Source organism: Castellaniella sp. FW104-7C03, from assembly GCF_040276085.1.
In the GTDB taxonomy this organism is placed as follows: Bacteria; Pseudomonadota; Gammaproteobacteria; order Burkholderiales; family Burkholderiaceae_B; genus Castellaniella.
This window is the reverse complement of the sequence record NZ_JBELOK010000004.1, coordinates 1-25,123: the sequence shown is the minus strand read 5'-3', so window position 1 is coordinate 25,123 and position 25,123 is coordinate 1. Positions and strand designations below refer to the sequence as shown.

25 protein-coding genes and 1 tRNA gene are annotated in these 25,123 nt (G+C 59.5%); 20 read left to right on the top strand and 6 right to left on the bottom strand.

What is annotated here, in order from left to right; translation table 11 throughout:
* Positions 1–58: 58 nt before the first annotated feature.
* A complete protein-coding gene (locus ABS758_RS05625) occupies positions 59–700 on the bottom strand; it encodes a DUF2946 family protein (RefSeq protein WP_350383742.1) in 642 nt (213 codons plus the stop codon).
* Positions 700–927, bottom strand: a complete 228-nt coding sequence (locus ABS758_RS05620; RefSeq protein WP_350383739.1) for a hexameric tyrosine-coordinated heme protein — start codon at positions 925–927, stop codon at positions 700–702. Before ABS758_RS05620 ends, ABS758_RS05625 begins: the two co-directional genes overlap by 1 nt.
* Positions 928–1,068: 141 nt before the next feature.
* Between ABS758_RS05620 and ABS758_RS05615 the strand changes: the two genes are divergently transcribed.
* Positions 1,069–2,550 (top strand): M20 family metallopeptidase, encoded by a 1,482-nt coding sequence (locus ABS758_RS05615; RefSeq protein ID WP_350383737.1) that lies wholly within the window; start codon positions 1,069–1,071, stop codon positions 2,548–2,550.
* Positions 2,551–2,598: 48 nt separating this feature from the next.
* Here the strand turns inward: ABS758_RS05615 and ABS758_RS05610 are convergent.
* Positions 2,599–2,672 (bottom strand) — tRNA-Cys (locus ABS758_RS05610).
* A gap of 107 nt (positions 2,673–2,779) precedes the next feature.
* Here ABS758_RS05610 and ABS758_RS05605 point away from each other — a divergent pair.
* A complete protein-coding gene (locus ABS758_RS05605; protein WP_350383735.1) occupies positions 2,780–3,916 on the top strand; it encodes a metallophosphoesterase in 1,137 nt (378 codons plus the stop codon).
* A gap of 7 nt (positions 3,917–3,923) precedes the next feature.
* Here the strand turns inward: ABS758_RS05605 and ABS758_RS05600 are convergent, their stop codons facing one another.
* The 3 genes from ABS758_RS05600 to ABS758_RS05590 all read right to left on the bottom strand — a co-directional run bounded on the left by ABS758_RS05600 (position 3,924) and on the right by ABS758_RS05590 (position 5,487).
* On the bottom strand, positions 3,924–4,145 hold the full coding sequence (locus tag ABS758_RS05600; RefSeq protein WP_350383733.1) for a YgdI/YgdR family lipoprotein: 222 nt from the start codon (positions 4,143–4,145) through the stop codon (positions 3,924–3,926).
* A 97-nt stretch (positions 4,146–4,242) separates the two neighbouring features.
* Positions 4,243–4,914, bottom strand: a complete 672-nt coding sequence (locus tag ABS758_RS05595) for a 7-cyano-7-deazaguanine/7-aminomethyl-7-deazaguanine transporter (protein WP_350383730.1) — start codon at positions 4,912–4,914, stop codon at positions 4,243–4,245.
* Between the two features lie 147 nt (positions 4,915–5,061).
* Positions 5,062–5,487, bottom strand: coding sequence for an undecaprenyl-diphosphatase (locus ABS758_RS05590; RefSeq protein WP_417276487.1), 426 nt, complete (start codon positions 5,485–5,487; stop codon positions 5,062–5,064).
* A 473-nt stretch (positions 5,488–5,960) separates the two neighbouring features.
* On the opposite strand from ABS758_RS05590, the gene ABS758_RS05585 reads away from it, so the two are divergent.
* The 18 genes from ABS758_RS05585 (at position 5,961) to ABS758_RS05500 (ending at position 25,007) form a co-directional block, all read left to right on the top strand.
* Positions 5,961–6,587, top strand: a complete 627-nt coding sequence (locus ABS758_RS05585) for a VTT domain-containing protein (protein WP_350383725.1) — start codon at positions 5,961–5,963, stop codon at positions 6,585–6,587.
* A gap of 272 nt (positions 6,588–6,859) precedes the next feature.
* Entirely contained in the window at positions 6,860–8,314 is a 1,455-nt protein-coding gene (locus ABS758_RS05580) for an ABC transporter substrate-binding protein (protein ID WP_350383722.1), read from the top strand.
* A 12-nt stretch (positions 8,315–8,326) separates the two neighbouring features.
* The gene (locus ABS758_RS05575) at positions 8,327–9,364 is read left to right on the top strand and encodes an ABC transporter ATP-binding protein (RefSeq protein WP_350383720.1); all 1,038 of its coding nucleotides are present in this window, start codon (positions 8,327–8,329) and stop codon (positions 9,362–9,364) included.
* Between the two features lie 3 nt (positions 9,365–9,367).
* Complete coding sequence (locus ABS758_RS05570) at positions 9,368–10,303, top strand: carbohydrate ABC transporter permease (RefSeq protein WP_350383717.1); 936 nt, start codon at positions 9,368–9,370, stop codon at positions 10,301–10,303.
* A gap of 2 nt (positions 10,304–10,305) precedes the next feature.
* A complete protein-coding gene (locus ABS758_RS05565) occupies positions 10,306–11,178 on the top strand; it encodes a carbohydrate ABC transporter permease (RefSeq protein ID WP_350383715.1) in 873 nt (290 codons plus the stop codon).
* Positions 11,179–12,108: 930 nt separating this feature from the next.
* Entirely contained in the window at positions 12,109–12,723 is a 615-nt protein-coding gene (locus ABS758_RS05560) for a hypothetical protein (RefSeq protein ID WP_492329363.1), read from the top strand.
* Positions 12,724–12,841: 118 nt separating this feature from the next.
* Complete coding sequence (locus ABS758_RS05555; protein ID WP_113934388.1) at positions 12,842–13,054, top strand: AlpA family transcriptional regulator; 213 nt, start codon at positions 12,842–12,844, stop codon at positions 13,052–13,054.
* 41 nt (positions 13,055–13,095) lie between these two features.
* Positions 13,096–13,971, top strand: a complete 876-nt coding sequence (locus tag ABS758_RS05550) for a ParA family protein (RefSeq protein ID WP_113934387.1) — start codon at positions 13,096–13,098, stop codon at positions 13,969–13,971.
* The gene (locus tag ABS758_RS05545) at positions 13,955–14,212 is read left to right on the top strand and encodes a type II toxin-antitoxin system HicA family toxin (RefSeq protein ID WP_113934386.1); all 258 of its coding nucleotides are present in this window, start codon (positions 13,955–13,957) and stop codon (positions 14,210–14,212) included. The genes ABS758_RS05550 and ABS758_RS05545 overlap by 17 nt, the downstream gene beginning before the upstream one ends.
* On the top strand, positions 14,205–15,848 hold the full coding sequence (locus tag ABS758_RS05540; protein ID WP_113934385.1) for a ParB family protein: 1,644 nt from the start codon (positions 14,205–14,207) through the stop codon (positions 15,846–15,848). Before ABS758_RS05545 ends, ABS758_RS05540 begins: the two co-directional genes overlap by 8 nt.
* 15 nt (positions 15,849–15,863) lie before the next feature.
* Entirely contained in the window at positions 15,864–16,424 is a 561-nt protein-coding gene (locus tag ABS758_RS05535; protein WP_113934384.1) for a DUF2857 domain-containing protein, read from the top strand.
* Between the two features lie 3 nt (positions 16,425–16,427).
* Positions 16,428–17,657, top strand: coding sequence for an STY4528 family pathogenicity island replication protein (locus ABS758_RS05530; RefSeq protein ID WP_113934383.1), 1,230 nt, complete (start codon positions 16,428–16,430; stop codon positions 17,655–17,657).
* Positions 17,658–17,835: 178 nt separating this feature from the next.
* Entirely contained in the window at positions 17,836–18,612 is a 777-nt protein-coding gene (locus ABS758_RS05525) for a PFL_4669 family integrating conjugative element protein (protein WP_113934382.1), read from the top strand.
* Positions 18,609–19,136, top strand: a complete 528-nt coding sequence (locus ABS758_RS05520; protein ID WP_113934381.1) for a DUF3158 family protein — start codon at positions 18,609–18,611, stop codon at positions 19,134–19,136. The genes ABS758_RS05525 and ABS758_RS05520 overlap by 4 nt, the downstream gene beginning before the upstream one ends.
* Positions 19,137–19,204: 68 nt before the next feature.
* Positions 19,205–19,657 (top strand): single-stranded DNA-binding protein, encoded by a 453-nt coding sequence (locus tag ABS758_RS05515; protein ID WP_113934380.1) that lies wholly within the window; start codon positions 19,205–19,207, stop codon positions 19,655–19,657.
* Between the two features lie 275 nt (positions 19,658–19,932).
* Positions 19,933–21,945: a DNA topoisomerase III gene (locus ABS758_RS05510; RefSeq protein ID WP_113934379.1), complete on the top strand. Its 2,013-nt coding sequence runs from the start codon at positions 19,933–19,935 to the stop codon at positions 21,943–21,945.
* Between the two features lie 523 nt (positions 21,946–22,468).
* On the top strand, positions 22,469–24,208 hold the full coding sequence (locus tag ABS758_RS05505) for a DNA cytosine methyltransferase (protein ID WP_113934378.1): 1,740 nt from the start codon (positions 22,469–22,471) through the stop codon (positions 24,206–24,208).
* Between the two features lie 241 nt (positions 24,209–24,449).
* A complete protein-coding gene (locus ABS758_RS05500; RefSeq protein WP_298014168.1) occupies positions 24,450–25,007 on the top strand; it encodes a hypothetical protein in 558 nt (185 codons plus the stop codon).
* Positions 25,008–25,123: the final 116 nt, after the last annotated feature.

Here is a 25,123-nt window from a genome sequence, read left to right as displayed (position 1 = left end):
TTTAGCCGCTTGCCACCGGTTTGCGCAGTGCCTCGAGACGAGGGTAGACGCGGAGAAATCAGGGGGCAGGCTGTGCTTGAAAACCCAGGGTTTTGGCTACTGCCTGGGTGGGTAGCCATCCCACAGGTGCCATGTTTGCACCAGACGGTGGTTGGGGCCCGGGAACAAGACCAACTGCCAATGGCCGCGTCTGCAGACTTTGCAATGAGGGCAATGCGTCCAGGCAATCTGCCAGCGTCTGGTGCTCGGGCGTCACCAGCGCCTCTGCTGCCCGAGCGAGATCGCGATCCAGCACGCGTCCTGCGCCTTGCGGGGCCTGTGCATAGAGGTAGCCGTTGTCGTCTACCCACCACTGCTTGATGGGACCATACGGCAGGCCTGTATGGGTTTGCCAATGCAGGCCGGTGTCTGGCCCGGGATGCAATTCGAGAATCCAGGGAGCTGCGTCCAGGCGCACATATACTTTTTGTGGACCATTCTGAAAAAACCAGCGGCCAGTATCGTCGGACTGATAGTTGCGGCCGATAAAGGTCACGATTTGCGGGTTGGTAATCGGCTGGCCGGGCTCGGTTTTTGTATGCCCCCAGCCATGGCCTGCGGGGTGCAGGCACCACTGGCCGCGAGGCGATAAGGACAGCCAGCCAAAGGCTGCTGGCACATTAGGCCAGCGAGCCATGGCGGCCAGTACGGTGTCGTCCATTATTTCCAGTAGCCGTTGGCAGCTGCAATCGTTTGGAAGTTGGTGGCTACGACCTGGGATGATGCAATCAGGGCATTGGCGTCTTCACCGTAAACAGGGCGCAGCTTATCGCGCACTTCGGCAGAGGGTTGGGTGTACTTGACCCCCATGCGAGCCAGCTTGATCGCCAGTTCGTAACCCTCTTGGGGTGTGTCGGTGATTAGAGTCTTGAGCCAGTTGTCAGCCATCTTGGGTGCCTCCTGTTAAATAAGGTTTTATAAGAATGGCATGAATTCGCGTCGATTGCATCCTTGCCTCGGAGCAAAAGCAGGTATGGCGGTGGCGTGCAGCGTAAAATGGTGGTTTGTCTGAGTGTCTGGGAATCTGTCATGGATACGCCGGTAGCTACACACCTTGATGCGGCTGCACTACAAGGTTTTGTCGACGAGCAATGGGATCGCGAAATTACGCCAGCCCTTCAGCGATATATTGCCGTGCCTGCCAAAAGCCCTGCCTTTGATGCCGACTGGCAGGCACATGGGTTTATCGGCCAGGTAGTGCGCGATGCCGCCACTTGGCTGGAATCCCGTCGGGTGGCCGGCTTGAAGGTCGAGATCCTGCAACTGCCGGGCCGCACACCGGTGCTCACCTTCGAGGCCCCGGCTACCCGGGCTGACAATGGTGACACCGTATTGCTGTATGGCCACCTGGATAAACAGCCCGAGTTCTCCGGCTGGCGCCAGGGCCTGGGGCCCTGGCAGCCGGTTATCCAGGATGGCAAGCTCTATGGCCGTGGCGGTGCAGACGACGGCTATGCCGTGTATGCCTCTCTCACCGCCATCGAGGCGCTGGATCGTCAGGGCATTCCCCGGCCGCGTTGTGTGGGGCTCATCGAAACCTGCGAAGAATCCGGCAGCTACGATCTCTTGCCCTATATCGATACGCTTCGCTCACGCCTGGGCAATATTGCGTTGGTGGTGTGCCTGGATTCGGGCGCCGGTAACTACGATCAACTGTGGATGACCACCTCATTGCGCGGGCTGGTTACCGGCACCCTCGAGGTTCAGGTGCTGGACGAAGGTGTGCATTCGGGTGACTCCAGTGGCGTCGTGCCCTCCAGTTTCCGGGTATTGCGTCATCTGCTTGATCGCCTTGAAGACAGTGGAACAGGCCGTGTATTGCCTGGCAGCTTTCATTGCGAGATTCCTTTGCAGCGCCAGGATCAGGCCCGTCAGGCGGCTCGTATTTTGGGTGATGAAGTCTGGCGACGTTTTCCCTGGGCGTGCGGGGCGGATGGCAATTTTGTGCTGCCTATGACGCGCGAGCCCGATCAGGCCTTGCTAAACCGTACCTGGCGGCCAGCCTTATCGGTTACCGGCGTGGATGGCATGCCGTCTGTGGACAATGCCGGCAATGTGCTGCGCCCGCACACCGCATTCAAGCTGTCTTTGCGTCTGCCCCCGCTGGTGGATGCGGGGCAGGCTGCCCAGAAGCTCAAGACACTGCTCGAGCAAGAGGCGCCTTATCAGGCGCGGGTGGTGTTTCAGCCCGATCCGGGCGTGGCCAGTGGCTGGGATGCGCCTGAGTCTGCTCCGTGGCTGGTGGATGCGCTGGACCACGCCTCGAATCAGTATTTTGATGCGCCGTGTGGTTATATTGGCCAGGGTGGTACGATCCCCTTGATGAATTTGTTGCGCCAGGGGTTTCCGCAGGCGCAATTCATGGTGTGTGGTGTCTTGGGGCCAAAATCAAATGCTCATGGCCCCAACGAGTTCTTGCATCTGTCGTATGGCAAACGCCTGACGGCAGCCGTGGCCCAAACCTTATCTGCATTGCCCGCAGGCTTGCCTGTTGATGCCGATGCTCATTGACAGGTAGTGGCAACAAAAAAGGGCCTACCTGAAAAGTAAGCCCTTGATTGGAGGCGCAAGCCGGAATCGAACCGACGTTGACGGATTTGCAGTCCGCTACATAACCACTCTGCCATTGCGCCGCTGACATGCTGGTAGATCCAGCCAAGTCAAGCATTATACGATAAATTTACGTAGCACATGGCGCACCCGCGCCATGTGCTACGTCTGTTTTTGGGATGAATCATTAATGGGGTCTTTACTGCCGGCAATTACCGGGACGATGTGGCTGTATATTGTGTGGCGCTTTGTCTGGCCAATGGGCAGCCGCGTTTGGGTGCGTTTGGGGCTGGCACTGTTGCTGTTGCTGACTTCGCAGGTTCACCAGATTACGGGCCGGTATTTTGGTTCTCTGGCTTCACCAGAAGTGCCACATGCCGTGCTGGTGGTGCTGGTCTGGGCATTTGCCTTTGTGTTGCTTCTGTCCATCTTGCTGCTTCTGCGGGACATCATCGGGGTGCTTGTCTGGTTGCCGCTGCGTCAGTCGGGGCGTTGGGTGCTGGGCGCGCCTGCGGTACGTCTGGGGCTGGGGGTGTTGGCACTGGGCCTGGCCACGCTGGGTGTCTGGCAGGCAATACGGGTGCCTGATGTGCGGCAGGTCAGCGTCACAATTCCCCACTTGCCGGCCGCACTGGACGGCTACGAGATTGTGCAACTGACAGACCTTCACGCCAGCCAGTTGCTGCCGCGATCCTGGCAGGCCTCGGTGGTGGCGCGCGCCAATCAGCTCAAGCCTGATCTGATCGTCATCACCGGAGATTTATCGGATGGCACTGTGGCTGCACGGGCCGACGACGTTCAGCCCCTGGCGCGCCTGAGCGCACCGGATGGTGTGATTGCCATCCCCGGTAACCACGAGTATTACTCCAACTATTCGCAGTGGATACCCGCTTACCGTGCGTTGGGGCTGACCTTGCTGGAAAACAGCCATGTCCTGATCCTGCACGGGGGCGCTACCTTGGCGGTGGTGGGCCTGACCGACAGGCAGGCACAGCGGTTTGGCCTGCCGGGCCCGGATCTGCATGCCGCCATGCAGGGGGTTCCGGTCGATGCGGTGGTCTTGTTGCTGGAACATCGCCCTGGCAGTGCGCCCGAGAATGCCCGGGCTGGGGTAACCCTGCAGTTGTCGGGACATACCCATGGCGGGCAGATTCTCGGCTTGCACTACCTTACTCAGAGAGTCAATAACGGGTTTGTGTCCGGCCTTTATGCGGTAGGCAATATGGCCCTGTATGTCAGCAATGGCACCGGGCTCTGGAACGGCCTGGCGGTGCGGCTGGGTCGTTCGTCAGAAATCACACGAATCACCCTGCGCGCCGGCCGTTGAGGCGGTATCAGTCTACTTCCTCGATCTGCTTCACGTCAGATTTATTCACCTGAACTTCATGGCCGTCTTTTTCATAGGTGATGAAATCTTTATCCTGATCGACGTCCGGCTTGTCTGCGGTGTAGGTGGTTTGGCCGTCACGTGTGGTGACGGTGGTGGGGGTCGAGCAAGCCGCTAGTGTCAAACTGGCAGTGGTAATGGCAAGAATCATCGAAAGTTGCTTTGACATCAGGCATCTCCTGGTTTTGAATGGCTTCCCAAATACCTTATCAAAGCAGCGACTGATACGCTGTAAGGGGGTTCTACAAACCCCCTTGTATTGGAGATCAGGCGGTGGTGACCTGCAAAGGCTGATGCCGCCGGATGAAGCGTACGATGGCGTTTAGCAAGATTCCGTACAGCGGCACGAACAGTAACAGACTGACTGTTAACTTCGTCGCGTAGTCCACCAAAGCGATCTCAACCCAGTGTTCGGCCATAAAAGCGTTACTACTGTGCCAAAATGCGACGCCAAAAAAGAGCAAAGTGTCCAGTGCCTGGCCCACCACAGCGGATGCGGCGGGGGCTACCCACCAGGCAAACGGACCTCGACGAATGCGGTCGAACACCAGAATATCCATCAATTGCCCCAGTACGTAGGCGGCAAAACTGGCGAAGGCGATTCTGAACACAAAGGTGTCGAAGCTGGCCAGGACGCTTAGCTGATTGAAGTGCCCCTCGTGAAACAGCACCGAGATAATGTAGGAAGCGATAAGTGCCGGGATCATCACGCGCGAAATCACGCGCCGCGCAGCTTGCTTGCCAATCAGGCGAACCGTGAGGTCTGTGGCCAGAAAAATGAAGGGAAAGCTGAAGGCGCCCCAGGTGCTATGAAAGCCCAGCAGATTGATGGGCAACTGCACCAGATAATTGCTGGCGATAATGATCAGGACGTGAAAGAAAACCAGCAGCACCAGGATGCCGGATACACGTGAGGTAGGGACGAGCGCGGGGGTCATGAAGAACCTTTTTGGTGGATGGGGTGAGGGAACCCATGGGTAAAACGGTATGCATTATAAGCAAAATGGTATTGGGCGGCATCGGCAGCCGGGCCGCCGTGCGTGGCATGCCGGTGCGTGTGATGGTTTTTAATAAGCCTGTGTTGGTCAGGGCGCCACCCAGCCCCTTTTGATCAGACCGCGAAAAAGCCTTTGATGAAGGGCCTGTGCGAGGTTGTAGAGGGGTATTAGGTACCAGTGTGCTTCAAACCGGACCCCCCAGGCACAAATGGCGGCCACCGCTGCAGCGCCGGCCATATCCAGCGGAAAATGCACACCCAGATAGATGCGTGACCACGCCACAGGGATCCCTGAAACTGCAAGTACGCCGCCAAGCCGGCGTAACCTGCTGCTTGCCAAAAGACTGAAGGCCACGGCCCACCAAAGGGTCAGGTGGTCGCTGGGAAAGGAAGAATCCGGGGCATGGGTGATCAGCGTATGCCCCAAGCCCACCATGAAGGGGCGGGGATGCATCCACATCATGCCAATGATCTGATTGGCAAACAGGCCTAAGCCGCCTGCGACGGCTGCCATAAGCATTGTTCGGCGTGAATTCTCGTTGCCATAAAGCCAACCTGCACAAAGGGTGAGTGGGATCAACCAGATGGCCCAGTCTGCCAATACAACTGCCAGGTCGACAATCCAGGGGGCGGGGTGGGCTGACGCATTCAGCCAAAGGAAAACTGTGTTGTTTAAAACGTCCATAAGAATCCTGTGGCAAGGCAGGTGCTCTACAGCAAACCATTTATGCAGGGTTGTGATGTGTACCAGAGCCCGGACTCACCAACTTGATGTGGGTAGTCAGTGTTTTACCCCCTGATATTTAGTGCACACTTAGAATCAGGATGAGTGTCTGCGTCGCAATGTCTTATTTTACCGGTTCGCGCCATTCAATTTATTTGGTGCTTTCTGCGATCCATCGCTGGTTCCGTGACACTCTAATCTGGCGCTAATTTTGTGCGTCCATCCTGATTGTGAAACCGAAATTTGGTGGGAACAATGACACAATGATTACGAGCGGCATTTTTGACTGGATCATCAATAATCAGGCCTTGATGGCATTGCTTCAGCAAAATTGGCTGTACGGCGTTGCACTGATTGCGCTGGTGATTGCCGCAGAGACGGGGTTGGTGGTGCTGCCGTTTTTACCTGGAGATTCGCTGTTGTTTGCCACCGGCGCATTTCTGGGGCTCTCGGCGATCTCGCCGATTGGGCCCATTCTTTTGCTTGCAGCGGCTGCAATCATGGGGGATCAGATCAACTTTCATATCGGTGGTTCGCGGGTTGGAAACGCTGTTGCCAACAGCCGCTGGGTGTCGCCAGTCCGCATGAAGCAGGCGCACGATTTCTTCGAGCGGTTTGGCGGCGCAGCGATCGTGCTTGCCCGGTTCATCCCGGTGGTCCGGTCTGCAGTCCCCTTTGTTGCCGGCATGGCCAGGATGTCTCCCAGCCGATTTACGCTATTTAATGCCGTGGGCGGACTCCTCTGGTGCACGCTGCTGGTGTCCGCCGGATATGCGCTGGGGCAGGTTCCATGGGTGCGAGACAACCTTGGTTTATTGACGGTTGCCGTGGTTGTGTTGTCGATTGCGCCGATAGGTTTGAAGCTTTATCGGGCACGGCGGGGGCAGTGAGCTTACCTGCGAGCATAAAATAAAAAAGGCCTGAAGAGGGCAGGTATGCAGGTGTCCAGGCGACGCGAGCCGATGCTATGGATACTAATCGTTTACCCTTAGATACAAGTTATCCATGGCACAAACAGCGCTAAACTGAGCCTAAACCCTTGCCTGACGCGCCTGGTAACAATACGACCGCCATGCAGCCCTTCCCCACTCCACCAGGGGGGTAGTGCCGCCAGAGCAGCGCACCGACGACCCTGCCCCGCCCCCCCATTCGGAGGCAGATCATGTCGTACACAACACCCCGTCGCAGCAACCCCCTATCCACCGCCCGCCGCCATTTCCTGCAAGCAGGCGGTCTGGCAGGCCTGGCCGCCATCGGCGCACCTCTATTTTCACTGAATGCCCTGGCTGCTGAAAAAACCCTCAGGATCCTGCAATGGAGCCACTTCGTTCCCAGCTATGACACCTGGTTCGATGCCTTTGCCAAAACCTGGGGTGATGCCCACGGCGTACAAGTCATCGTCGACCACATCAACATCGGCGACCTCGTCACCGCCACCACATCCGAAATGTCCGCCAACTCAGGCCACGACATCATCGAACTCGGCCCCGAAGCTGCCCAATTCACCCCTAATGTGCTGGATATGGCGGATATCAACCAACAGGCCAGCAAACAATTCGGCAAAGTCTTTGGCGTCATCCCCCGAATATCCTATAACCCCGTCGTCAAATCCTGGTATGCCTTCTGCCACGGCTGGACCATCGACTGCGGTGACTACCGCCGCAGCCTCTGGGAAAAGGCGGGCATGAAAGACGGCCCCGACACCTGGATGCAGCTATTGGACATTGGCGAAAAAATCCGCAAAGAGCAGGGCGTTCAAGTTGGTATCGGCATGTCGCAGGAACTGGACTCGAACATGGTCGCCCGATCTGTTTTATGGTCGTGGGGCGCATCCGTCCAGGACGACCAGGACACCGTCATTCTGGGCGTGGGTGAAAACCGCACACGCGCCATTGAAGCCGTCAAATACATGGTCGACCTGTTTCACCGCGCCATGACTCCGGCGGTCTTCGCCTGGAATGCCGCATCCAACAACCAGGATCTGATCGCAGGCAAGGCCTCGTACATCGTCAATTCGATTTCCGCCTACCGATCCGCCCAACAGACCAAACCTGACATTGCCAAAGACGTCTTCTTTACCGGCCCCCTGGCCGGGCCCCGTGGCGATCGCTGGGCCAACGTCCACGTTCTGTACAACTACATCATTCCCAAATTCGCCAAAGCCCGCGAAGACCTGGCCAAACAATTCATCCTGCACCTGACCGAAAACTACGACCAGGCCATGTATCACAGCAAGCTCTACAACACCCCCAGCTACTTTGACACCGCCGTCCCGGCGGGCGACCGTGGTTACCCTGGTGTTGAGGGTGCCAAAACCCTGAAGAACCTGAACGACGCCTGGTTTGCCAAAGACCCCTTCCGCCTGGAGGGCGAGGCCGAAGGCAAGTTGGGGCCCCTGACCAGCGCCACCGAATGGACCACCAACCTCGGCCACCCTGGCTACTCCAATCCTGCTGTCGGTGAAGTTTTCAACACCTTCATCCTGCCCAACATGATGGCCAAGGCCGCACGCGGTGACCTGACCCCCGAACAAGCCGTCGACGAAGCCGCCAAGCAGACCGAGTCCATCTATGCCCAATGGCGTGGCCGCGGCCTGATCGGCGGCAAAAAAGCCTGATGAGGAGCACGCATGGCCAGCCTGAGTATCGAACACCTCAGCACCACCTATGACCATGGCCGCGTCAAAGCTGTCGACGACGTCAGTCTGGACGTCCCCGACGGTGAATTCCTGGTCTTGCTTGGGGCCTCGGGCTCGGGTAAATCTACCCTGATGCGCACCATCGCCGGGCTGGAACGCCCCAGCAGCGGCCTGGTACGCATCGACGGACGGATATCCAATGAGGATCCACCACGCGTGCGCAATATCGCCATGGTCTTCCAGAGTTACGCCCTGTATCCCCACAAGAACGTTGCTCGCAATATTGCCTTCCCCCTGGAAGCCATCCATTTGTCCAAAGCGCAGATCCAGGAAAAAGTTACCTGGGCCGCAGAACTGTTCGGGATAGAAAAACTGCTGGCGCGCAAGCCGCGCGAACTGTCGGGCGGCGAACGCCAGCGCGTTGCCCTGGCGCGCGCCCTGGTGCGTACCCCTAGCCTGTTTCTGATGGATGAACCCTTGTCCAATCTGGATGCCAAGCTGCGCCATTCCGCCAGACGTGAATTCAAGCGCCTGCACCAGCAAACCGGCATCACCACCCTGTACGTCACGCATGATCAGGTCGAGGCCATGGGCCTGGGGCAGCGCATCGCCGTCATGAACCATGGCTGCATCCAGCAAATCGGCACCCCGTACGAGATCTATCACGAGCCGGCCAACACCTTTGTGGCGCAGTTCATGGGCTCGCCCCCCATGAACCTGATCCCCCAGGCCGACAGCCTATGGGGATTTCACCCCGAGGACGCGTGGCTGCCGCAGGGCACACAGCCCACGGCCGAACAACACCCGCTGCCCATTACCATCCAGCAAGTCGAAGCCTTGGGCGCCGATGTATTGATCTACGGCACACTGCAAGGCACCGAGACCGACCTGATCCTGAAGCTGCCCGAACGCAAGTCTCACGGCCTGGCTGCGGGCCAGCAACACACCTTTTGCGTGCTGCAGGCCCGCATGCGGCGCTTTGATCCAAAGACCGGTCTGCGCACAGACCAACCTGCCGGAGGGGCCTAGGTTATGGCTGCCGCCAATCCCAGCACCCGCACCCTGAGCCTGGCCCAGCGCGACACCCTGTTGGCTATGGGCATGGTGCTGCCCGCCATTCTGTACATCGTGCTGTTGCTGGGTATCCCCATCGTGCTGGCCGTGGTCTACAGCCTCAATGACGTCACCACGGGCAGTCCCGTCATGCGTTTTGTGGGCCTGGAGAACTTCACCGCGCTGCTGGATACGCCCGACTTCCTGCGAGCCATCGGCAATACCTTCAACATCACCCTGAGCACCCTGATCGGTGTTCTGGTTCTGGGCACCGTCCAGGCGGAACTGCTGGTGCGGCCCGTGCGCGGCAAGTGGCTGATCCGTTTTCTGATCCTGCTGCCCTGGACGGCACCGGCCTCGCTGTCGGTAATTGCCTGGCTGTGGATGTTTGATTCAACCTTCAGCCCCATCGACTGGGTTCTGCGCGGCCTGGGCCTGCTGGGCCACCAGGGTGCCCTGTTTGGCGATTTTGACAATACGTTCTGGCTGGGGCGCAGTGGTTTTGCCTTGTTTTCCATCATCCTGGTAAACGTCTGGCGCCTGCTGCCGCTGGGTACCGTCATCATCCTGGCGGGCCTGAACGGTGTGCCGCGCGACATCCTGGAACAGTCCGAAATCGACGGTGCGGGCTACTTTCGCCGCCTGTTTCACATTATCCTGCCCATGCTGATTCCAGTGTTCGGCGTCACCATTCTGTTTACCTTTGTGTTCGTGTTTACGGACATCATCACGGTCTTTATCCTGACGCGCGGCGGCCCCGCCAACGCCACCCAGGTGCTGCCCACCTTGGCTTTCTTTACCGGGGTGCAGGGCGGATCCCTCGGGCGTGGCGCCGCCACGGCGCTGTTCCTGCTGCCTGTGCTGGCGGCCGTGTCCATCGTCATCCTGTCGCTCATCCGACGACGCGAGATCTAGCCATGAGTGATATGCGATCCGCAGAATCCGGCCGGCGCCACAGCCACCACACGGCGCGGCGTGGCGGGCTATACCTGGCCACGCTGCTGTTCGTGATTTTTGCTGCGTTGCCTTTTTACGTGATGCTGATCACAACCTTCAAGACACAGGCTGATATTTTTACACCCAGCGCCAATCCTTTCTGGTTTTCCGAACTCCCAACCCTGGACAACCTGCGCCTGCTGTTCGAGGAAACTCAATTTGTGCAATGGCTGCTGAATACCCTGTATGTGGGCGTGGCCGTAGTGATCATCACACTGGCCCTGGCCGTACCCGCCGCCTACGGCCTGGCGCGCATTGCCGGAGGCTGGGGCGAAACCCTGGGCATCGGCATCTTTCTAAGTTATCTGGTGCCGCCCACCTTGTTGTTCATTCCTTTTTCCAAAGTCATCGCCACTCTGGGGCTGCAGAATTCGCTGTGGGCGCTGATCGTGGCCTATCCAACCTTTACGGTGCCGTTTTGCACTTGGCTGTTGATGGGTTTTTTCAAGGGCATCCCGCGCGACATCGAGGAACAGGCCATGATCGACGGCCATGGCCGCTTCAGCGCCTTTATCCATGTGGTATTGCCCCTGGCCATACCAGGCCTGCTGACTGTCGTGGTGTTTGCCTTTACCTTGTCTACCAGCGAATTCATCTACGCCCTGGCCTTCGTCACACATTCGGCCGACAAGACCATCAGCATCGCTGTGCCAACGGAGCTGATCCGGGGCGACGTCTATCACTGGGGGCCGCTGCTGGCCGGCGCCCTGATCGCCAGCATCCCGGTTGCGGTGCTGTACACCTTCTTTATCGATCAACTGGTGGCCGGGTTGACGGCAGTGGCGCGAAATTAACTGTAGGTGCAGATGGGCCATGACCGGTATGCCCAACGCCACCGCCTTGGTTGGCCGCGCCCAAATGCAAAAAGGCCCGAACCGAAGTTTGGGCCTTTTTAAATTTGGAGCGGGAAACGAGACGCACATTAGCAATCTAAGGCGCTGTTTCATAAACGCTTTTTCCATCTGTATAAGCAGATGGTGACTTGATTTTAGCCTTGTTTATCGACGTCGGCAATGGAGCCGTTCCATCGATGTCCAGGCATGTCCAAGCGCATCTTCTGAGTCTCCATCCATGCTCGAACGAGGGGAGTTTCAATAAGTTACGGCGCATTTTAGCGTTGTAGTGATGTGGGTGTCAGCTGCAGTTCGCAGAGGTTGCGTGCTCTTTCAATGGTTCTGGGCGCCACGCTTTTAGATGCTATTTAGGTCTATCAGGATACCGATCAGGTATTACCGTCGTAGGATGCCCCACTATGGTGCAGCGAATTCACCACACACAAGTTGAGTCCTTAGGACTCTTGGTTATGCCATGCAGATATCAGACTATACACGTTTGGTCTTGATTAGAACGGCTCCGATTGCGACGCTGATGGCATGAGCGCTAATGCTGAGCTAATTTTCTGTCTTTGCTCGATTACTGGCAAATGTTAATTTTTGCATATTGAACGAACGAAGGCTAGATGTTGCGGATGCTAATAATCTTGCATGTCCGTTTCTTCCCGTCTCTGTCGCTCTAGTCGGGGGGAGAGAATAGCCTTTGGTTGGCAACGGAACCGTCAATGGGGTGACGCTTCCGTGGGGAGAAGGGACATGCATAACGAGGGTCCCCCGCGATCGAAGGTGTTTTATCATCCTCTTGAGGCAGCCGTTCGCTGGGCGGGGTTATTACGGTATGAATCGCTGATTATGAAATCAGTCAGATCACTTCAGTGTCTACCTCGGTCAATGGATTGCCCTCGTTGGGGTGAATGTCGTCTATATGCGGAACGCATCTATGATGGCATCGTCAATAGTGAGCTGCCGTTTGGTAAGAATGGAATTACACTCAACGACGATGCTCTGCTCACTTCTCCAGAATTGACTATCCGTCACATTAATCTGAAACGTTGGATGCGAACTTACTATCCAGAGCACCGGCCCGGTTTTCTCTTTAGCCGTGGTGAACGCATGACGCATCCCTTTATCACTGTAGATACGGTTCAAGCGATATTGACCGAGCGCTTGGCTTTGAGGGCCGCGTTGGGGCAGAATCAACGTGATTTTCTCGAATTGCAGGAAAAATATAAATCCTTGCTTGAGAAGTCCGCGGCATTGCTATCGTCCGAGCAGGGTGCCATTAGTGATCGAGCTGAAGCTACCTATTTGCACATCATTGGCAGCATGTTGGCATTGATGCTAGGACAATCACCGTCTGGCATGCCGTACTCAAACTTCAAGACCCAAGAAGCTATCGTAAGTGCATTGGTGGCACATCACGATGGCGTCATGGGCATCACGGAAAGGACGTTGAACGGCAAATTCGCAACGGCAAGGCGCCGACTGCATAACGTCTCCCTTTGAAGTCGGCCAGCTTGTATGTGCAGTCGCGGATATTGCATTTGCAATGATTTTCTGCGGCAGTGTCTATTGAATAGAGGTCACGCCAACAAACGCCACTGAGCGTTCAGGAGTGACTGTCATGTCGCAAACCCCGATACTGCCAGCGAATGAGCGTCGTATCCTTCGCCTCGAAGAAGTTGAGGCAAAGTCCGGCTTCAAGCGCGCCCACATCTACAACCTGATGAAGAAGCGCCAATTTCCACAGGCACTGCGCTTGGGCGTGCGCGCTGTCGGCTGGGACTCCATCGAGATCGACCAGTGGATCGCTGAGCGCGTCAACAATCGGGCCTGACCCGTTCTCCTACGGATTTTTCATCCTCGAAAGGAGACGCCATGCAGGTCGTATCTATCATTTCAACGAAAGGCGGTGTTGGCAAGACTACCACCGCAGCCAATCTGGGCGGACTCGCTGCGGACGCGGGTCTGCGCGTACTGCTGCTCGATCTCGATGTGCAGCCTACCTTGTCCTCCTATTATGAGCTGGGCCGCCGTGCTCCTGGCGGCATCTATGAACTGCTGGCTTTCAACGAGCACGATCTTGGCCAGCTTGTGTCCCACACGATCATCCCAGGCCTCGATCTTGTACTGTCCAATGACCTCCGAAGTGAGTTGAACACCTTGCTGCTGCATGCACCCGACGGGCGTCTGCGGCTAAGACACTTACTGCCAGTGCTGGCGCCGCTCTATGACTTGGTGCTGATCGACACTCAGGGCGCGCGCTCGGTGTTGCTGGAGATGGCGGTGCTCGCCTCCAACCTCGCGCTGTCGCCTGTGACTCCCGAAATCCTTGCCGCCCGCGAACTGCGACGCGGCACGATGCAGTTGTTGGAGGATATTGCACCGTATCGTCATCTCGGGATTGAGCCTCCGTCATTGCACCTGCTCATCAACCGTGTTCACCCGGTGTCCGCCAATGCGCGATTGATTCAACGGGCTCTGCGTGATCTGTTCCAGGATCACACAGGCGTTCGTGTGTTGGACACCGATGTACCGGCTATCGAAGCCTACCCACGCGCTGCAACGCGTGGCCTGCCGGTGCATCGGGTCGAGTACCGACAGCCGCCGGGCAGAGTTGCGCCAGCCGCGCTCGATACCATGCGCGCGCTGGCCGCCGAATTGCTCCCACAGTGGCATGATCGATTTGCGCAGGTGGTCGGTCGCCAGCCGCGCTCCGCTGATACAGGGGGGCGCCATGGCGAACGTTCATGAACTGGCCCGAGGCCACAAGCGATTGAGAGTTCTGATCGAGTTCGCCTTGAGCGAGGGCTGGCACGTCAAACGTACCCCCGGCGGACACCTCAAGTTCACCAGGCCCGGCTTCGCCTCAATCTACACCAGCTCGACAGCAAGTGACCACCGAGCGGCGCTCAACGCGAAGGCACAGATTCGCCACGCCGTGCGAGGACCAGGTTCCTCGCACGCCAACGATCGTGGGGGCGATCATGGCTGACATGACCTCCCAGGAGATGGCTGGCAAGCTACTCGCAGCAGGGTTCGAGCGCGGTGGCCCGCCAGCCTTGGCCTTGAGTGACCCCATTGCCGATACGCCCATGGTCGTTACCCTGGATCAATTACGCCCCTATGACCACGATCCGAGGAAGAAGCGCAATCCGGCCTATGAGGACATCAAGGCCTCAATCCGTGAGCGTGGTCTTGACGCGGCGCCAGCCATCACGCGGCGCCCGGGTGATGATCACTATATCATCCGCAACGGGGGCAATACGCGGCTGGCGATTTTGCGCGAACTGTGGTCGGCGACTAAGGACGAGCGCTATTTCCGCATATCATGTCTGTTTCGTCCATGGCCTGAGCGTGGCGAGATCGTTGCGTTGACTGGGCACCTCGCGGAAAACGAACTGCGTGGAGGTCTCACCTTCATCGAGCGTGCCCTGGGGGTCGAGAAGGCGCGTGAGTTTTACGAACTGGAAAGCGGCTGCAAGCTGAGCCAATCCGAATTGGCCCGGCGCCTTGCTGCCGATGGCTACCCCGTGCAACAGTCGCATATCAGTCGGATGGCTGACGCGGTGCGCTATCTTTTACCTGCGATCCCGACTGTCCTTTATGCCGGGCTGGGCCGCCACCAGGTCGAGCGGCTGTCGGTCATGCGTAAAGCCTGTGAGCGTACCTGGGATCGCTATGTCAAGGATCGTCCTCTGGTGCAGGGCTTTGACGACTTCTTCCAGGAAGTGCTGTCGCAGTTCGATACCCAGGGCGATGAGTTCTCGTCACCACGGGTACAAGATGAGCTGATCGGACAGATGGCTGATCTGCTGGGTATAGATTACGATGTGCTGGCCCTGGACCTGACAGAATCCGAAAGCCGCCAGCGCGCTTTGGTCAGCGACCCAACGCCGCCATCATCACCGCCCGTATTGCCTAAACCTGGGGACATTCCACGCCCACTTGATCGAACCGTACCCTACGCTGCAAAGGCTGCACCGCCGGCGCCACCTGTCGGTGGGTTCGCCGACGCCCCTCCGATGCACGAGAGCGATGAAAATGCCGAAGCTGCGGTAATGGCGGACAACCTGCTTCAGGAGCACATCGTCTCGCCAGCACCGACGACTGAGCGGCTACAGTCCATCCAACGCATGCTTGCCGACCAGTTGGGCAATGCTTTGCCGCCTGACTTCTCGGCGAGTGTCTTACAGTCCATTCCAGTGCAGGCCGGCGGCCTCTATCCGATCTCCGATGTCTGGTACATCGATCCTGGCCTGGATACGCCCGAGCGCCTGCGCATTCACATCGCGCAGTTCGCCCACGAGATCGCGAACGAGGCGGGCCTGGGTGAGTGCATCAATGACCGCCCAGACGGCATCGGTTTCGAATGCCATACCCGTACCCAGGCCTTGGCCCCGCTGGGCCGCGCCGTCCTCGCATTGCTGGCTTGCCTGGCCGGCCAGCAACTTGCAGACATCAGCCTGGACAACGGACAAGTCGTCAACGACCTGCCGGTGCTGTTGCACGGTCAGGGCGACGCAACCCTGCGACTGAGCGATGCTGCGCTGGTCAAGCTGTTCCGATTGCTGCGATTGGCCCGGCGTTTGCTAGACTTGGAAGCTGGGCCTGCGGGCTCTGGAACGTGAGCGGAGAAGACTGGCATGTCCACACCGCATCCTCTCAACCAGGCCGTCATCGCTCAGGCTCTCTATGACCTGCGAAACGGACAATTGCGCCGTTGCAAATTGATGGGGTTTGGCGAGGAAGAGCTAGACGCTCTCAAGCATCCCGCGCTCATCAGTGTCCTGGCCAACGCCAACGTCTCATGGTGCTCGGTGACGGTCAACCGTGAGGTGCTTCGGCGGCTGCTCAAGCAGGCACAGGACGTGGAGAAGGAAATCGCCACGGTCGATCGGATGCTACGCTTGGGCGCCAGTACGGAAATGGTCAGTCGTTTCTATGGCCTTACACATCAGGAAGTTGCCCTGCGGCGCGACATCCTCGGCCTGCCCAAACGCAAAGGTCGTCACCCCGTGCTGGACGAGCAGCAGGATACGGAGCTGTGGCAGCAATGGAAGGCACTCACCGATGGCAGGGACGTAGATCTGAGGGACGAAGCCTCGATTCTCGAAGTCACGATGGATCTTTCCGAAGGGATGTCACTGCCGCTGTCGGTGGTTTGGACTGCGGTCAAGGCGTGGGTCGATCAAGGGCTGGGATAGGCGATGGTCGAGGGGAGGACGTCACCGCAATGTCGAGGCCCTGCCGCCCTCACTGATCTGCTCAATGCTGCGGTGAAGGATCTTGTGCCCGAGCCCGGCACCGGTGCGTCGGTGCCCACATCCGCGTTCCCTACGTCTGCCGATGGCATGCTGTTCAGCGGCAACCGGCATGACATTGTGCCGCGGCGGCTGTTCCTCGATCGCCGCCTGACTCCGCTGGAGCGCAATGCCTGGCAAGTGTTCCGGTTGATGCTCAACGACGATGGTGTGACTGCGTTCCCCACTTATGAGCAGTTGCGGCCCTGGTTGGCATCAATGCCTTGCTCCGGCCAAGCCTCTCACGAGACCGTAGCTCGGGCATTGACATTGCTGCGGCTCACCCGATGGTTGAGCTTGGTACGACGGCGGCGTGACCTCGATACTGGCCGTATCCTTGGCAACCTGTACGTCCTGCACGATGAACCTCTGACGCCGTTCGAGGCCATGCAGCTTGATGCCGACTACCTGGCGCTAGTCAGCCAGTCTCTCGGTCATTCGGCCAAAGCGGTTCAGGTGGTCGGCTTGAACACGCTCAAGGAGATCGTGGAAGACCCGTTGCTGTCTGGCCGCACACTGCCGTCACGATTGCAGGTTCTGGCTGAGCGCCTCGCCAGCCAAGGCGTTGCGGCTACTGATAGTTATCCACAGGAGAACACCAACCGCAATTCTGAAGAAGGCGCGAGGGGCCTTCTTCGGAATTGCGGACACCTCTCTTCGGAATCCGAAGCAGGGCCGAAACCCGCGCCGGACGCCGCTCTTCGGAATCCGAAGAACGACAGTACTGTACATAGTAGCCGTATTAATGAAGTACATACTACCGTGCAAGCGTGCAGGTTGAGCGAATTGCATTGGCCTGATCGCTTTGCCGAACTGAAGGCGGAACAACAGGCAGGCGTCAGGATGGCGTTGCAGCAAGTGGATGGCGCTCTGCGTCAAGCCGTGCTGGATGAGTGGGCAGCACGTTGCGGCAAGCGCGGCATCCGTAATCCGGCGGCCTACCTATTCGGAATCATTCAGCGCGCCATTCGCGGAGAGTTCAATGCATGGGCTCGGCAAGCAGACACACCCGCGTCGGTAGCGTTCACCGATCAGAAACCTCCAGCACCATCGGCTCGGCCACGAGGCAGGCCTGTGACATCCGAAATTGCCAGGCAGCACATTGAGCGCTTGCGCGATCTGTTACGAAAGGCCTGACCACGTTGGAGCGCGAGGCCATGGAGCAGACATCTCTGGCCTTCAGCGGAGCTATCCCCTGGGGATAGTGAGCGCAAGGGGCATTGAACCTGGGCTTTAGCAGATTCGGTTTGTTGACTGACTGCCTTCCGCTTCCTGCGGAAGCTGGCTGCTCATCTTCCAACAAAGGGCGACCGTCATGGCAACCAACGAACCGCTGCAACTGAATCTCGGCTCCTTGCGCAGCTCAATATCACTGACACTTCACACGCACCATGCTTCCCGTATCTGGCATGGCCGCGCTGCTGCCGAGGGGCGGCCAGGCATCGTCGGCCTGAATGGCTACATCGCAGTGATGAACAAAATGAAGCGCGGCTCGGAGCAAGACGATCCGTACTCGGACTGGTGGATGCTGCGCATTGAGGAGAAGCTCGATCAAACCAAGGCCACGCTGCAATCGCTGCGCGAACAGGTGGATCAGGCACTGTCTGGTGTGCCCGCCGCACTCAGTCTGGGCGAAAACCTGAACGTGCAACCCGTCAAGCTGCCGCTGTTCGTCAATGCCCAGCTTGGTTTTGCCGCTGTATATCTGCTGGCAGACTACGACGACATCGCCCGCAAGCTGATCCTCGCCCACCACACCGCGCTCATCGATCGCAGCACGCTGGAGCGCTGGCTCAATGAAGGTGCCCATGCGTTGCGCAGTCTTTTCAGCCTGGCCCAGCAGTATCGCTACTCGGGCTGCACCCGCGACGACTTTGCTGCGAAGAATGCTGTATCACGCGCGGCGCTGGAGAAGTTTGGTGAGTTGCCGCAGGACGTGCTGGAAGGTACACGCCGCTCGAAGTTTGCGCCGCCCATCGTGCGTCGTGGCCTGCAGCCGCGCAGTGACGGTTCTGCCGCAGCCGACCCCAGCGACGAGGCCGCCACCATTGAGGCCCCTGAAGCAACTTCCAGCGAGGGTGAGCAGGCATGAGTGACCCGAATCGTGACACACGCTACTTCCGCCCGCTGCAACAGACAGCCTTCATGAAGCTGGAACACGCAGGCTCTCAAAAGGGCCTTTTGAAACCTTTTAAAGGTAAGGGGGATCTGGAGGATTGGGCCAGCCAGTGCTTCGCCCTGCGTGACGAGTTGATTGACGTGGCGCAGCGACAGGTGCTGCAACAGGCGGTCGGGTATCCCTTCCACCTGCTGCCCATCGAGCTGGCCCAGCAGACCACTGGCGCAGGCACGGCGTTTTTGCGCTGGCGCAAGCACGACAGGTCAGCCATGGGTGTGGCTCTGTGGCAGGAGCTGATCGCGAACACCGGCACACCGGTCAACCTGCTGGCCGATCTACACGCCATCGAGCTTCAGCGCATCACGCTGAACATGCAGATCAGCTTGTTGCACACCTTGGGCAGGCAGGCCAGGGGGTGCGCCAGCAAGGCCGCCGCAGCGGAAGACGCCTACCTGCGCCGGCTCAAGTTCATCCCGCCTGCAGTGCGCGATCGGTGATCGCGTCGGGCACCTTGACACCCGCCGCTAGCCAGGCACGGGTATTTCAACCACACGGAGACTGCAATATGAGCACGCATTTTTCTGGCGAGGGCAACATCGGCTCGCCCCCCGAGTACCGGGAGTTTCCCAACGACAACGACGAACCCAGCCGTCTTCTGCGCCTGAACGTCTACTTCGATAACCCCATCCCCAAGAAGGATGGCGGCTTTGAGGACCGCGGTGGCTTCTGGGCGCCGGTTGAAATCTGGCACCGCGATGCCGCGCACTGGAAGGACTTGTACCAGAAAGGCATGCGCGTGCTGGTCGTCGGCCGCATGGAGCGCGAACCCTGGACGGACAATGAAGATCGGCCGCGCGAGACCTGGAAGGTCAATGCGCATAGTGCCGGGATCTTGCCGTTTCGCATTGAGTCCGTGGCCCTCGGCCCCAGGCAGCAGGAGACCGTGCAGGAAGCGCAACCAAAGTCCCAGGCCGCCCAGGAACCGACCGCACCGAAGGAGCCAGCGCGCAAGAAGTGAACTGGCAGGGGGATGGCTGCGGTTCATCACCGCCCTATGTGTGCCGGGGGCTATCCCCTGGGGATAGCTCCATCAACATCCACCAGCCTCCAACCGCTCCCGAAAATCGCGGCTCCTGGCCCACACGTCCCTGGCCGTACGCCATTCCTGCTTCAGCTGTGCCATCCCGTGAAAGTGGTCGCCATCTCATGCGACTTGTTTGCTGCTGCCTCTGGTGGTGTTTGTCATCCTCAATGCCAGCAACCCAATGACCCACGGAAATCGGATGGACGGACATGCGGCTGTTCTTGTGCGAGAAGCCCTCCCAGGGCAAGGACATTGGCCGGATTCTCGGCGCGACCCAGCGCGGTGAAGGCTATCTCAGCGGCTCCGGTGTCACCGTCACCTGGTGCATCGGCCATCTCGTAGAAGTGGCAGCCCCAGAGGTCTATGACGCGGCGCTCAAGCGCTGGTCGCTGGAGCAGTTGCCCATCATTCCCCAGCAATGGCGGGTCGAGGTCAAACCGAAGACCGCCACGCAGTTCAAGGTCGTCAAAGGGCTTTTGGCGAAAGCGACCCATCTCGTCATCGCCACCGATGCGGATCGCGAAGGTGAGCTGATCGCCCGCGAGATCATCGACCTGTGCGGCTACCGCGGCCCCATAGAGCGGCTCTGGCTGTCGGCGCTCAATGATGCGTCGATCCGCACGGCGCTCGGAAAACTGCGGCCCTCGGCCGAGACGCTGCCGATGTACTACTCGGCTCTGGCGCGCTCGCGAGCCGACTGGCTCGTCGGTATGAACCTCAGCCGCCTATTTACCGTACTCGGAAGACGGGTGGGTTATAACGGCGTGCTGTCCGTCGGGCGCGTCCAGACGCCGACACTTAGGCTTGTCGTGGATCGCGACCGCGAGATTGAAGCTTTCAAATCGGTGCCCTACTGGGCCATCGACATATCCTTGTCCGCAGGCAGTCAGGCGTTCATCGCGCAGTGGGTTGCCCCCGATGGCTGCACCGATGGCGTCGGACGTTGCCTGCAGCAACCTACTGCGTGGCAAGCCGCACAGCAGATTCGAACTGCGGGCAATGCTCAGGTGGAGTCGGTGGAGACTGAGCGCGTGCGCGAAGGTCCGCCGCTGCCGTTCGACCTGGGTACCTTGCAGGAAATTTGTTCCAAACAGCTTGGACTGGACGTTCAGGAAACCCTGGAGGTCGCCCAGGCCCTGTACGAAGCACACAAGGCTACGACGTACCCGCGTTCGGATTCCGGCTATTTGCCCGAAAGCATGTTCGTCGAGGCACCCACGGTTCTCGACAGCCTGATGAAGACCGATCCCTCGCTGCGCCCGATCATGGACCAGCTCGACCGCTCCCAGCACTCGCGTGCCTGGAATGACAGTAAGGTCACGGCGCACCACGGCATTATTCCGACGCTCGAACCGGTGAACCTCTCGGCCATGAGCGAGAAGGAACTTGCGGTGTACAGGCTGGTCCGGGCGCACTACTTGGCTCAGTTCCTCCCTCATCACGAGTTCGATCGCACCATAGCACAGTTCGCTTGTGGCCAGCAGATGCTGGCGGCGACGGGCAAGCAGGTTGTCGCCAAGGGTTGGCGCCTGGTGCTCGAGGAACCTCAGCCTGACGAGGACGGCGATGCCGCGATGCGCAGTCAAGTGCTTCCCGCGTTGCGCGAGGGCTTGGCGTGCCAAGTGGCTGCAGTCGATCTGAAGGCGCTCAAGACGTTGCCGCCAAGACCGTACACGCAGGGCGAACTGGTCAAATCCATGAAGGGGGTCGCCAAGCTCGTGACAGACCCGCGCCTGAAGCAGAAGCTCAAGGATACGGTCGGCATCGGCACCGAGGCGACGCGAGCCAACATTATTAGCGGCCTGATCGCACGCGGTTATATCGTGAAGAAGGGGCGCGCCATCCGAGCATCGGATGCGGCCTTCACTCTGATCGACGCCGTGCCCGCTGCGATCGCTGACCCGGGCATGACCGCCATCTGGGAACAGGCGCTCGACATGATTGAATCCGGTCAGCTCACGCTGGACGTATTCATCGCAAAACAGGCAGCGTGGATTTCGCAGTTGATTGAGCAATACGGCAACGCGTCCCTGTCCATCAAGGCTACCCAAGGCCCGGCGTGTCCGTATTGCGGGGCGGCCACTCGCCAGCGCACTGGCAAGAGCGGCCCGTTCTGGTCGTGCAGTCGCTACCCCGACTGCAAAGGCACGCTGCCGGTCGAATCCGGCGCGTCCAAGCAGCGTGTCACGCGTGCGCGCCGCATTAACCGAAAGGGCTCCTGATCCCCCCATCCCCCGTGGCCGCAGCCGTCTACTGGCGGCGTGGCCTGTATCCCGCACACCCTGCGGGATGCCCAGCGTATGACACCTTCTCTATCGTGCGCGTGTCCTACCCGATCGTCTTGCGACGGAGGGACATGAAGGTCGTTATTCCGAGAACTGTATTCTGCTGATCTGCGTTTCTTCCGCTTGTGCGAAGGGTCTCCCGATGGCTGGCGCTCACAGGCGAGCCATCGGGAGACCCTTCGCGGTCAGCGGTATTCGATGCCGGTGCCCGCCGGCGTAAAAACGGGCTCCGTTTGTGCAAGGATTTGTGCCAGACGATTCCGGCCTCAGCCACGATACGGGCCGGGTGTGATTGCTGATAAGCAGACGGGTCTAGCGACAACCGGGCCTGCCAGTCAGCCCACGGGTGGTCTCTCTTTCCTCCCGAGCCGATGGCCACCTGGCCTTCGGCGCCTTTCTCCTGCCCATCAACGTCCTGATTCGACCAAGAATCCAGGGCCACACAAACAGGAGACCCAATATGAATCCGCAACCTTGCACCCTTCGTGCTGTATCCCAGGTCAAGCCGTTGCTGTACGGTAGCGTGTGCAGCGGCATTGAGGCCGTGAGCCTCGCCTGGCAACCCTTCGGCCTTGAAGCCGCCTGGTTCGCCGAGATCGAGCCGTTCCCGAGCGCCGTGCTTGCCCACCATTACCCTCATGTGCCCAACTTGGGCAACATGACCGAGATTGTGCAGCTGGTGCGCGCTGGCACCGTGCCGGCCCCCGATATTTTGGTTGGTGGCACGCCTTGTCAGTCGTTCAGTGTTGCTGGTGCGCGGCGCGGGCTGAATGATCCGCGCGGTGCCTTGACCCTTGCCTATGTGGAGCTTGCCAATGCCATCGATCAAACACGCCGCCAAGGCTGCCTCCCGTCGGCCACACTCGTCTGGGAAAACGTTCCCGGCGTCCTCAACGACCGCAGCAATGCCTTCGGGTATTTCCTGGGGGCGCTGGCCGGAGAAAGCCGTGCGCTCCAGCCGCCAGGGGAAAAATGGGCGCACGCTGGTTGTGTGTCTGGACCCCGCCGCCGCATCGCCTGGCGCGTGCTCGACGCTCAATATTTCGGCGTCGCCCAACGCCGTAAACGCGTGTTTCTTGTGGCAAGTGGTGGAGATGACCTCGATCCCGCAGAAGTACTTTTTGAGCGCGCGGGCCTGCTCGGGGATTCTCGTGCGGGCTGCTCGCCGTGGCAAGAAACTCCCCTTGCTGCTGGGCGTGGTCTTGTGCCAGCAGGCGAATATGCCGGACTGAACCCCCACTACAGCAGCATCACCACCACGGCCGGGTTCGGTGGTGGCAACACAGCTGGGCCGATCGATGTGGCCGCCTGCCTGACTGCAGCACCCGGCCCTAAAAGTGACTTCGGGGTCGAGACGTTCCTCGTGCAGTCGATCGCTGGCGCCATCACCCATATGTTCAGCACCGCGAACGGCGACAAGGGCAGCAGCGAGAATGGTACGGGCAAGGGGGTGCCGACCATCGCCTTTGCCGCCCAGGGGTGCGGCTCGGATGCAACGATGGCCCGGGCGCCGACCCCGCGCGCGTGTGGGATGCCCGCCATCGCTTTTGCGGAGAATTCCCATGGCGAGTTGCGCTTTGAGTCGGGCCACGGTCAGCTTGTGGGAGCACTTTCCACGGGGGGAGGCAAGCCGGGTCAAGGCCAGCCTATGGTGCTGAGCCAAGCGCCGCGTCAGCGTGTCGGCGTGGTTCCCGCCATTGCCTTCGCGCAGAACAACCGTGGTGAAGTGCGTTTCGAGTCGGGCCACGGTCAGGTAGCTTGTACCGTCCTGTCCAGCGGCAAGCCGGGCTATGGGGTGCCGATGGTGGCCTGTGTAGCCTTGCGGGGACGGCAGCATGGTCTTGCCGCTGAACTGGGCGGCGGTGTCGCGGCTGCGCTGCGCGCCAGCAGCGGTGGCGCGGATAAGCCACATGTATTGGCCCCAGACCCCGAGGCGCATTTCCGCTATGACTGGGATGCACTCGCCGCGGCGGACTGGCTGTGGCGGCAGTGGCGGGTGCGCCGTCTGATGCCTGTTGAGTGTGAGCGGCTGCAAGGCATGCCCGACAACTACACGCTGATCCCGTACCGCGGCAAACCCGCCGCAGACGCTCCACGCTACAAGGCGATCGGCAACTCCATGGCCGTCCCATGCGTGGCATGGCTAGGTCAGCGACTGGTTCGGTGCCTGCAAAAAACGGGCTTGAGCGCTTCGGATTGATCGACGACGCAGCCCGTGGACCGCGCCATTCTCCTCTCTGCATTGCCGATAGTTCGGCAGTAGCCCGCAGCCAGGGTGTAGAGGCTGCCGTGGGCTTTGCCTGCGCCACCCGCCAGTTCGTCTCGGCATCTTACGGCGAACGCTGCCCACCAGGGCATTGATGCCTCCCTTCTCCAACCTACGGGATGAAGCCTCGTCCCGTCAGGGGCGCGTCATCACCCGGTCGATCTCAGGACTTTCCATGGAAAACATCACCAAGCAAGACCGCATCACGCTGAAAAACCTCAAGGTGGCCGACTTCGCCAGCGAGGAAACGCTGTGCTTCACCGCCACCGTCCTGTTCGACGGCGCCTCCATCGCCGAGGCCCACAATGATGGGCGCGGTGGCTCGACGTTCCTCTATGCGCTCAGTGGTAAGCAGGCGCTGCTGGCGAAGGCTGAGGCCTTCGCCAAGGGCCTGCCGCCTGCGCTGCTCGACCTCGACCAGGAGGATGAAGACCCTCATTACATCAATATAACGCTCGATTTCCTGGTCGATGAGTTGGCCGACGCCCTGCACGCGCAGCGTAAGCTGCGAGCTGCGTTCAGCCGCGATATCGGCAACAAGGTGTTGTTCGTCAAGGGCGGCAAACTGCTGTTCATCAAGGGCATCAAGCTCAAGGCCATCGCCGATCGTAAAGCGTACTTCGCTTCGCTGCGCGCCCGTCAGGCCCAGCCCATTGTCATCCTCGCCGAGTTGGCGTCGGACGAGGCGTTCGCCTTATGGAAGCGGCATGTCCTGGGCGAAAACCCTGACTGACCCGGCACCGATGCACCCTCCTGACAGCCCCGCACTCGATGAACTGACCCCCAGAAGTTGGACAGTTAAAAGGCTGGGCTAAGTTGAGAAGGCCTGAGTTCGGTATTGCACTGGGC

What these genes read in the sequence shown, in the direction of transcription:
- ABS758_RS05625 (WP_350383742.1), bottom strand. Translation starts at nt 700, where the DNA reads ATGGACGACACCGTACTGGCCGCCATGGCTCGCTGGCCTAATGTGCCA.
- ABS758_RS05620 (WP_350383739.1), bottom strand. Translation starts at nt 927, where the DNA reads ATGGCTGACAACTGGCTCAAGACTCTAATCACCGACACACCCCAAGAG.
- ABS758_RS05615 (WP_350383737.1), top strand. Translation starts at nt 1,069, where the DNA reads ATGGATACGCCGGTAGCTACACACCTTGATGCGGCTGCACTACAAGGT.
- ABS758_RS05605 (WP_350383735.1), top strand. Translation starts at nt 2,780, where the DNA reads ATGGGGTCTTTACTGCCGGCAATTACCGGGACGATGTGGCTGTATATT.
- ABS758_RS05600 (WP_350383733.1), bottom strand. Translation starts at nt 4,145, where the DNA reads ATGTCAAAGCAACTTTCGATGATTCTTGCCATTACCACTGCCAGTTTG.
- ABS758_RS05595 (WP_350383730.1), bottom strand. Translation starts at nt 4,914, where the DNA reads ATGACCCCCGCGCTCGTCCCTACCTCACGTGTATCCGGCATCCTGGTG.
- ABS758_RS05590 (WP_417276487.1), bottom strand. Translation starts at nt 5,487, where the DNA reads ATGGCAGCCGTCGCAGGCGGCTTAGGCCTGTTTGCCAATCAGATCATT.
- ABS758_RS05585 (WP_350383725.1), top strand. Translation starts at nt 5,961, where the DNA reads ATGATTACGAGCGGCATTTTTGACTGGATCATCAATAATCAGGCCTTG.
- ABS758_RS05580 (WP_350383722.1), top strand. Translation starts at nt 6,860, where the DNA reads ATGTCGTACACAACACCCCGTCGCAGCAACCCCCTATCCACCGCCCGC.
- ABS758_RS05575 (WP_350383720.1), top strand. Translation starts at nt 8,327, where the DNA reads ATGGCCAGCCTGAGTATCGAACACCTCAGCACCACCTATGACCATGGC.
- ABS758_RS05570 (WP_350383717.1), top strand. Translation starts at nt 9,368, where the DNA reads ATGGCTGCCGCCAATCCCAGCACCCGCACCCTGAGCCTGGCCCAGCGC.
- ABS758_RS05565 (WP_350383715.1), top strand. Translation starts at nt 10,306, where the DNA reads ATGAGTGATATGCGATCCGCAGAATCCGGCCGGCGCCACAGCCACCAC.
- ABS758_RS05560 (WP_492329363.1), top strand. Translation starts at nt 12,109, where the DNA reads ATGGATTGCCCTCGTTGGGGTGAATGTCGTCTATATGCGGAACGCATC.
- ABS758_RS05555 (WP_113934388.1), top strand. Translation starts at nt 12,842, where the DNA reads ATGTCGCAAACCCCGATACTGCCAGCGAATGAGCGTCGTATCCTTCGC.
- ABS758_RS05550 (WP_113934387.1), top strand. Translation starts at nt 13,096, where the DNA reads ATGCAGGTCGTATCTATCATTTCAACGAAAGGCGGTGTTGGCAAGACT.
- ABS758_RS05545 (WP_113934386.1), top strand. Translation starts at nt 13,955, where the DNA reads ATGGCGAACGTTCATGAACTGGCCCGAGGCCACAAGCGATTGAGAGTT.
- ABS758_RS05540 (WP_113934385.1), top strand. Translation starts at nt 14,205, where the DNA reads ATGGCTGACATGACCTCCCAGGAGATGGCTGGCAAGCTACTCGCAGCA.
- ABS758_RS05535 (WP_113934384.1), top strand. Translation starts at nt 15,864, where the DNA reads ATGTCCACACCGCATCCTCTCAACCAGGCCGTCATCGCTCAGGCTCTC.
- ABS758_RS05530 (WP_113934383.1), top strand. Translation starts at nt 16,428, where the DNA reads ATGGTCGAGGGGAGGACGTCACCGCAATGTCGAGGCCCTGCCGCCCTC.
- ABS758_RS05525 (WP_113934382.1), top strand. Translation starts at nt 17,836, where the DNA reads ATGGCAACCAACGAACCGCTGCAACTGAATCTCGGCTCCTTGCGCAGC.
- ABS758_RS05520 (WP_113934381.1), top strand. Translation starts at nt 18,609, where the DNA reads ATGAGTGACCCGAATCGTGACACACGCTACTTCCGCCCGCTGCAACAG.
- ABS758_RS05515 (WP_113934380.1), top strand. Translation starts at nt 19,205, where the DNA reads ATGAGCACGCATTTTTCTGGCGAGGGCAACATCGGCTCGCCCCCCGAG.
- ABS758_RS05510 (WP_113934379.1), top strand. Translation starts at nt 19,933, where the DNA reads ATGCGGCTGTTCTTGTGCGAGAAGCCCTCCCAGGGCAAGGACATTGGC.
- ABS758_RS05505 (WP_113934378.1), top strand. Translation starts at nt 22,469, where the DNA reads ATGAATCCGCAACCTTGCACCCTTCGTGCTGTATCCCAGGTCAAGCCG.
- ABS758_RS05500 (WP_298014168.1), top strand. Translation starts at nt 24,450, where the DNA reads ATGGAAAACATCACCAAGCAAGACCGCATCACGCTGAAAAACCTCAAG.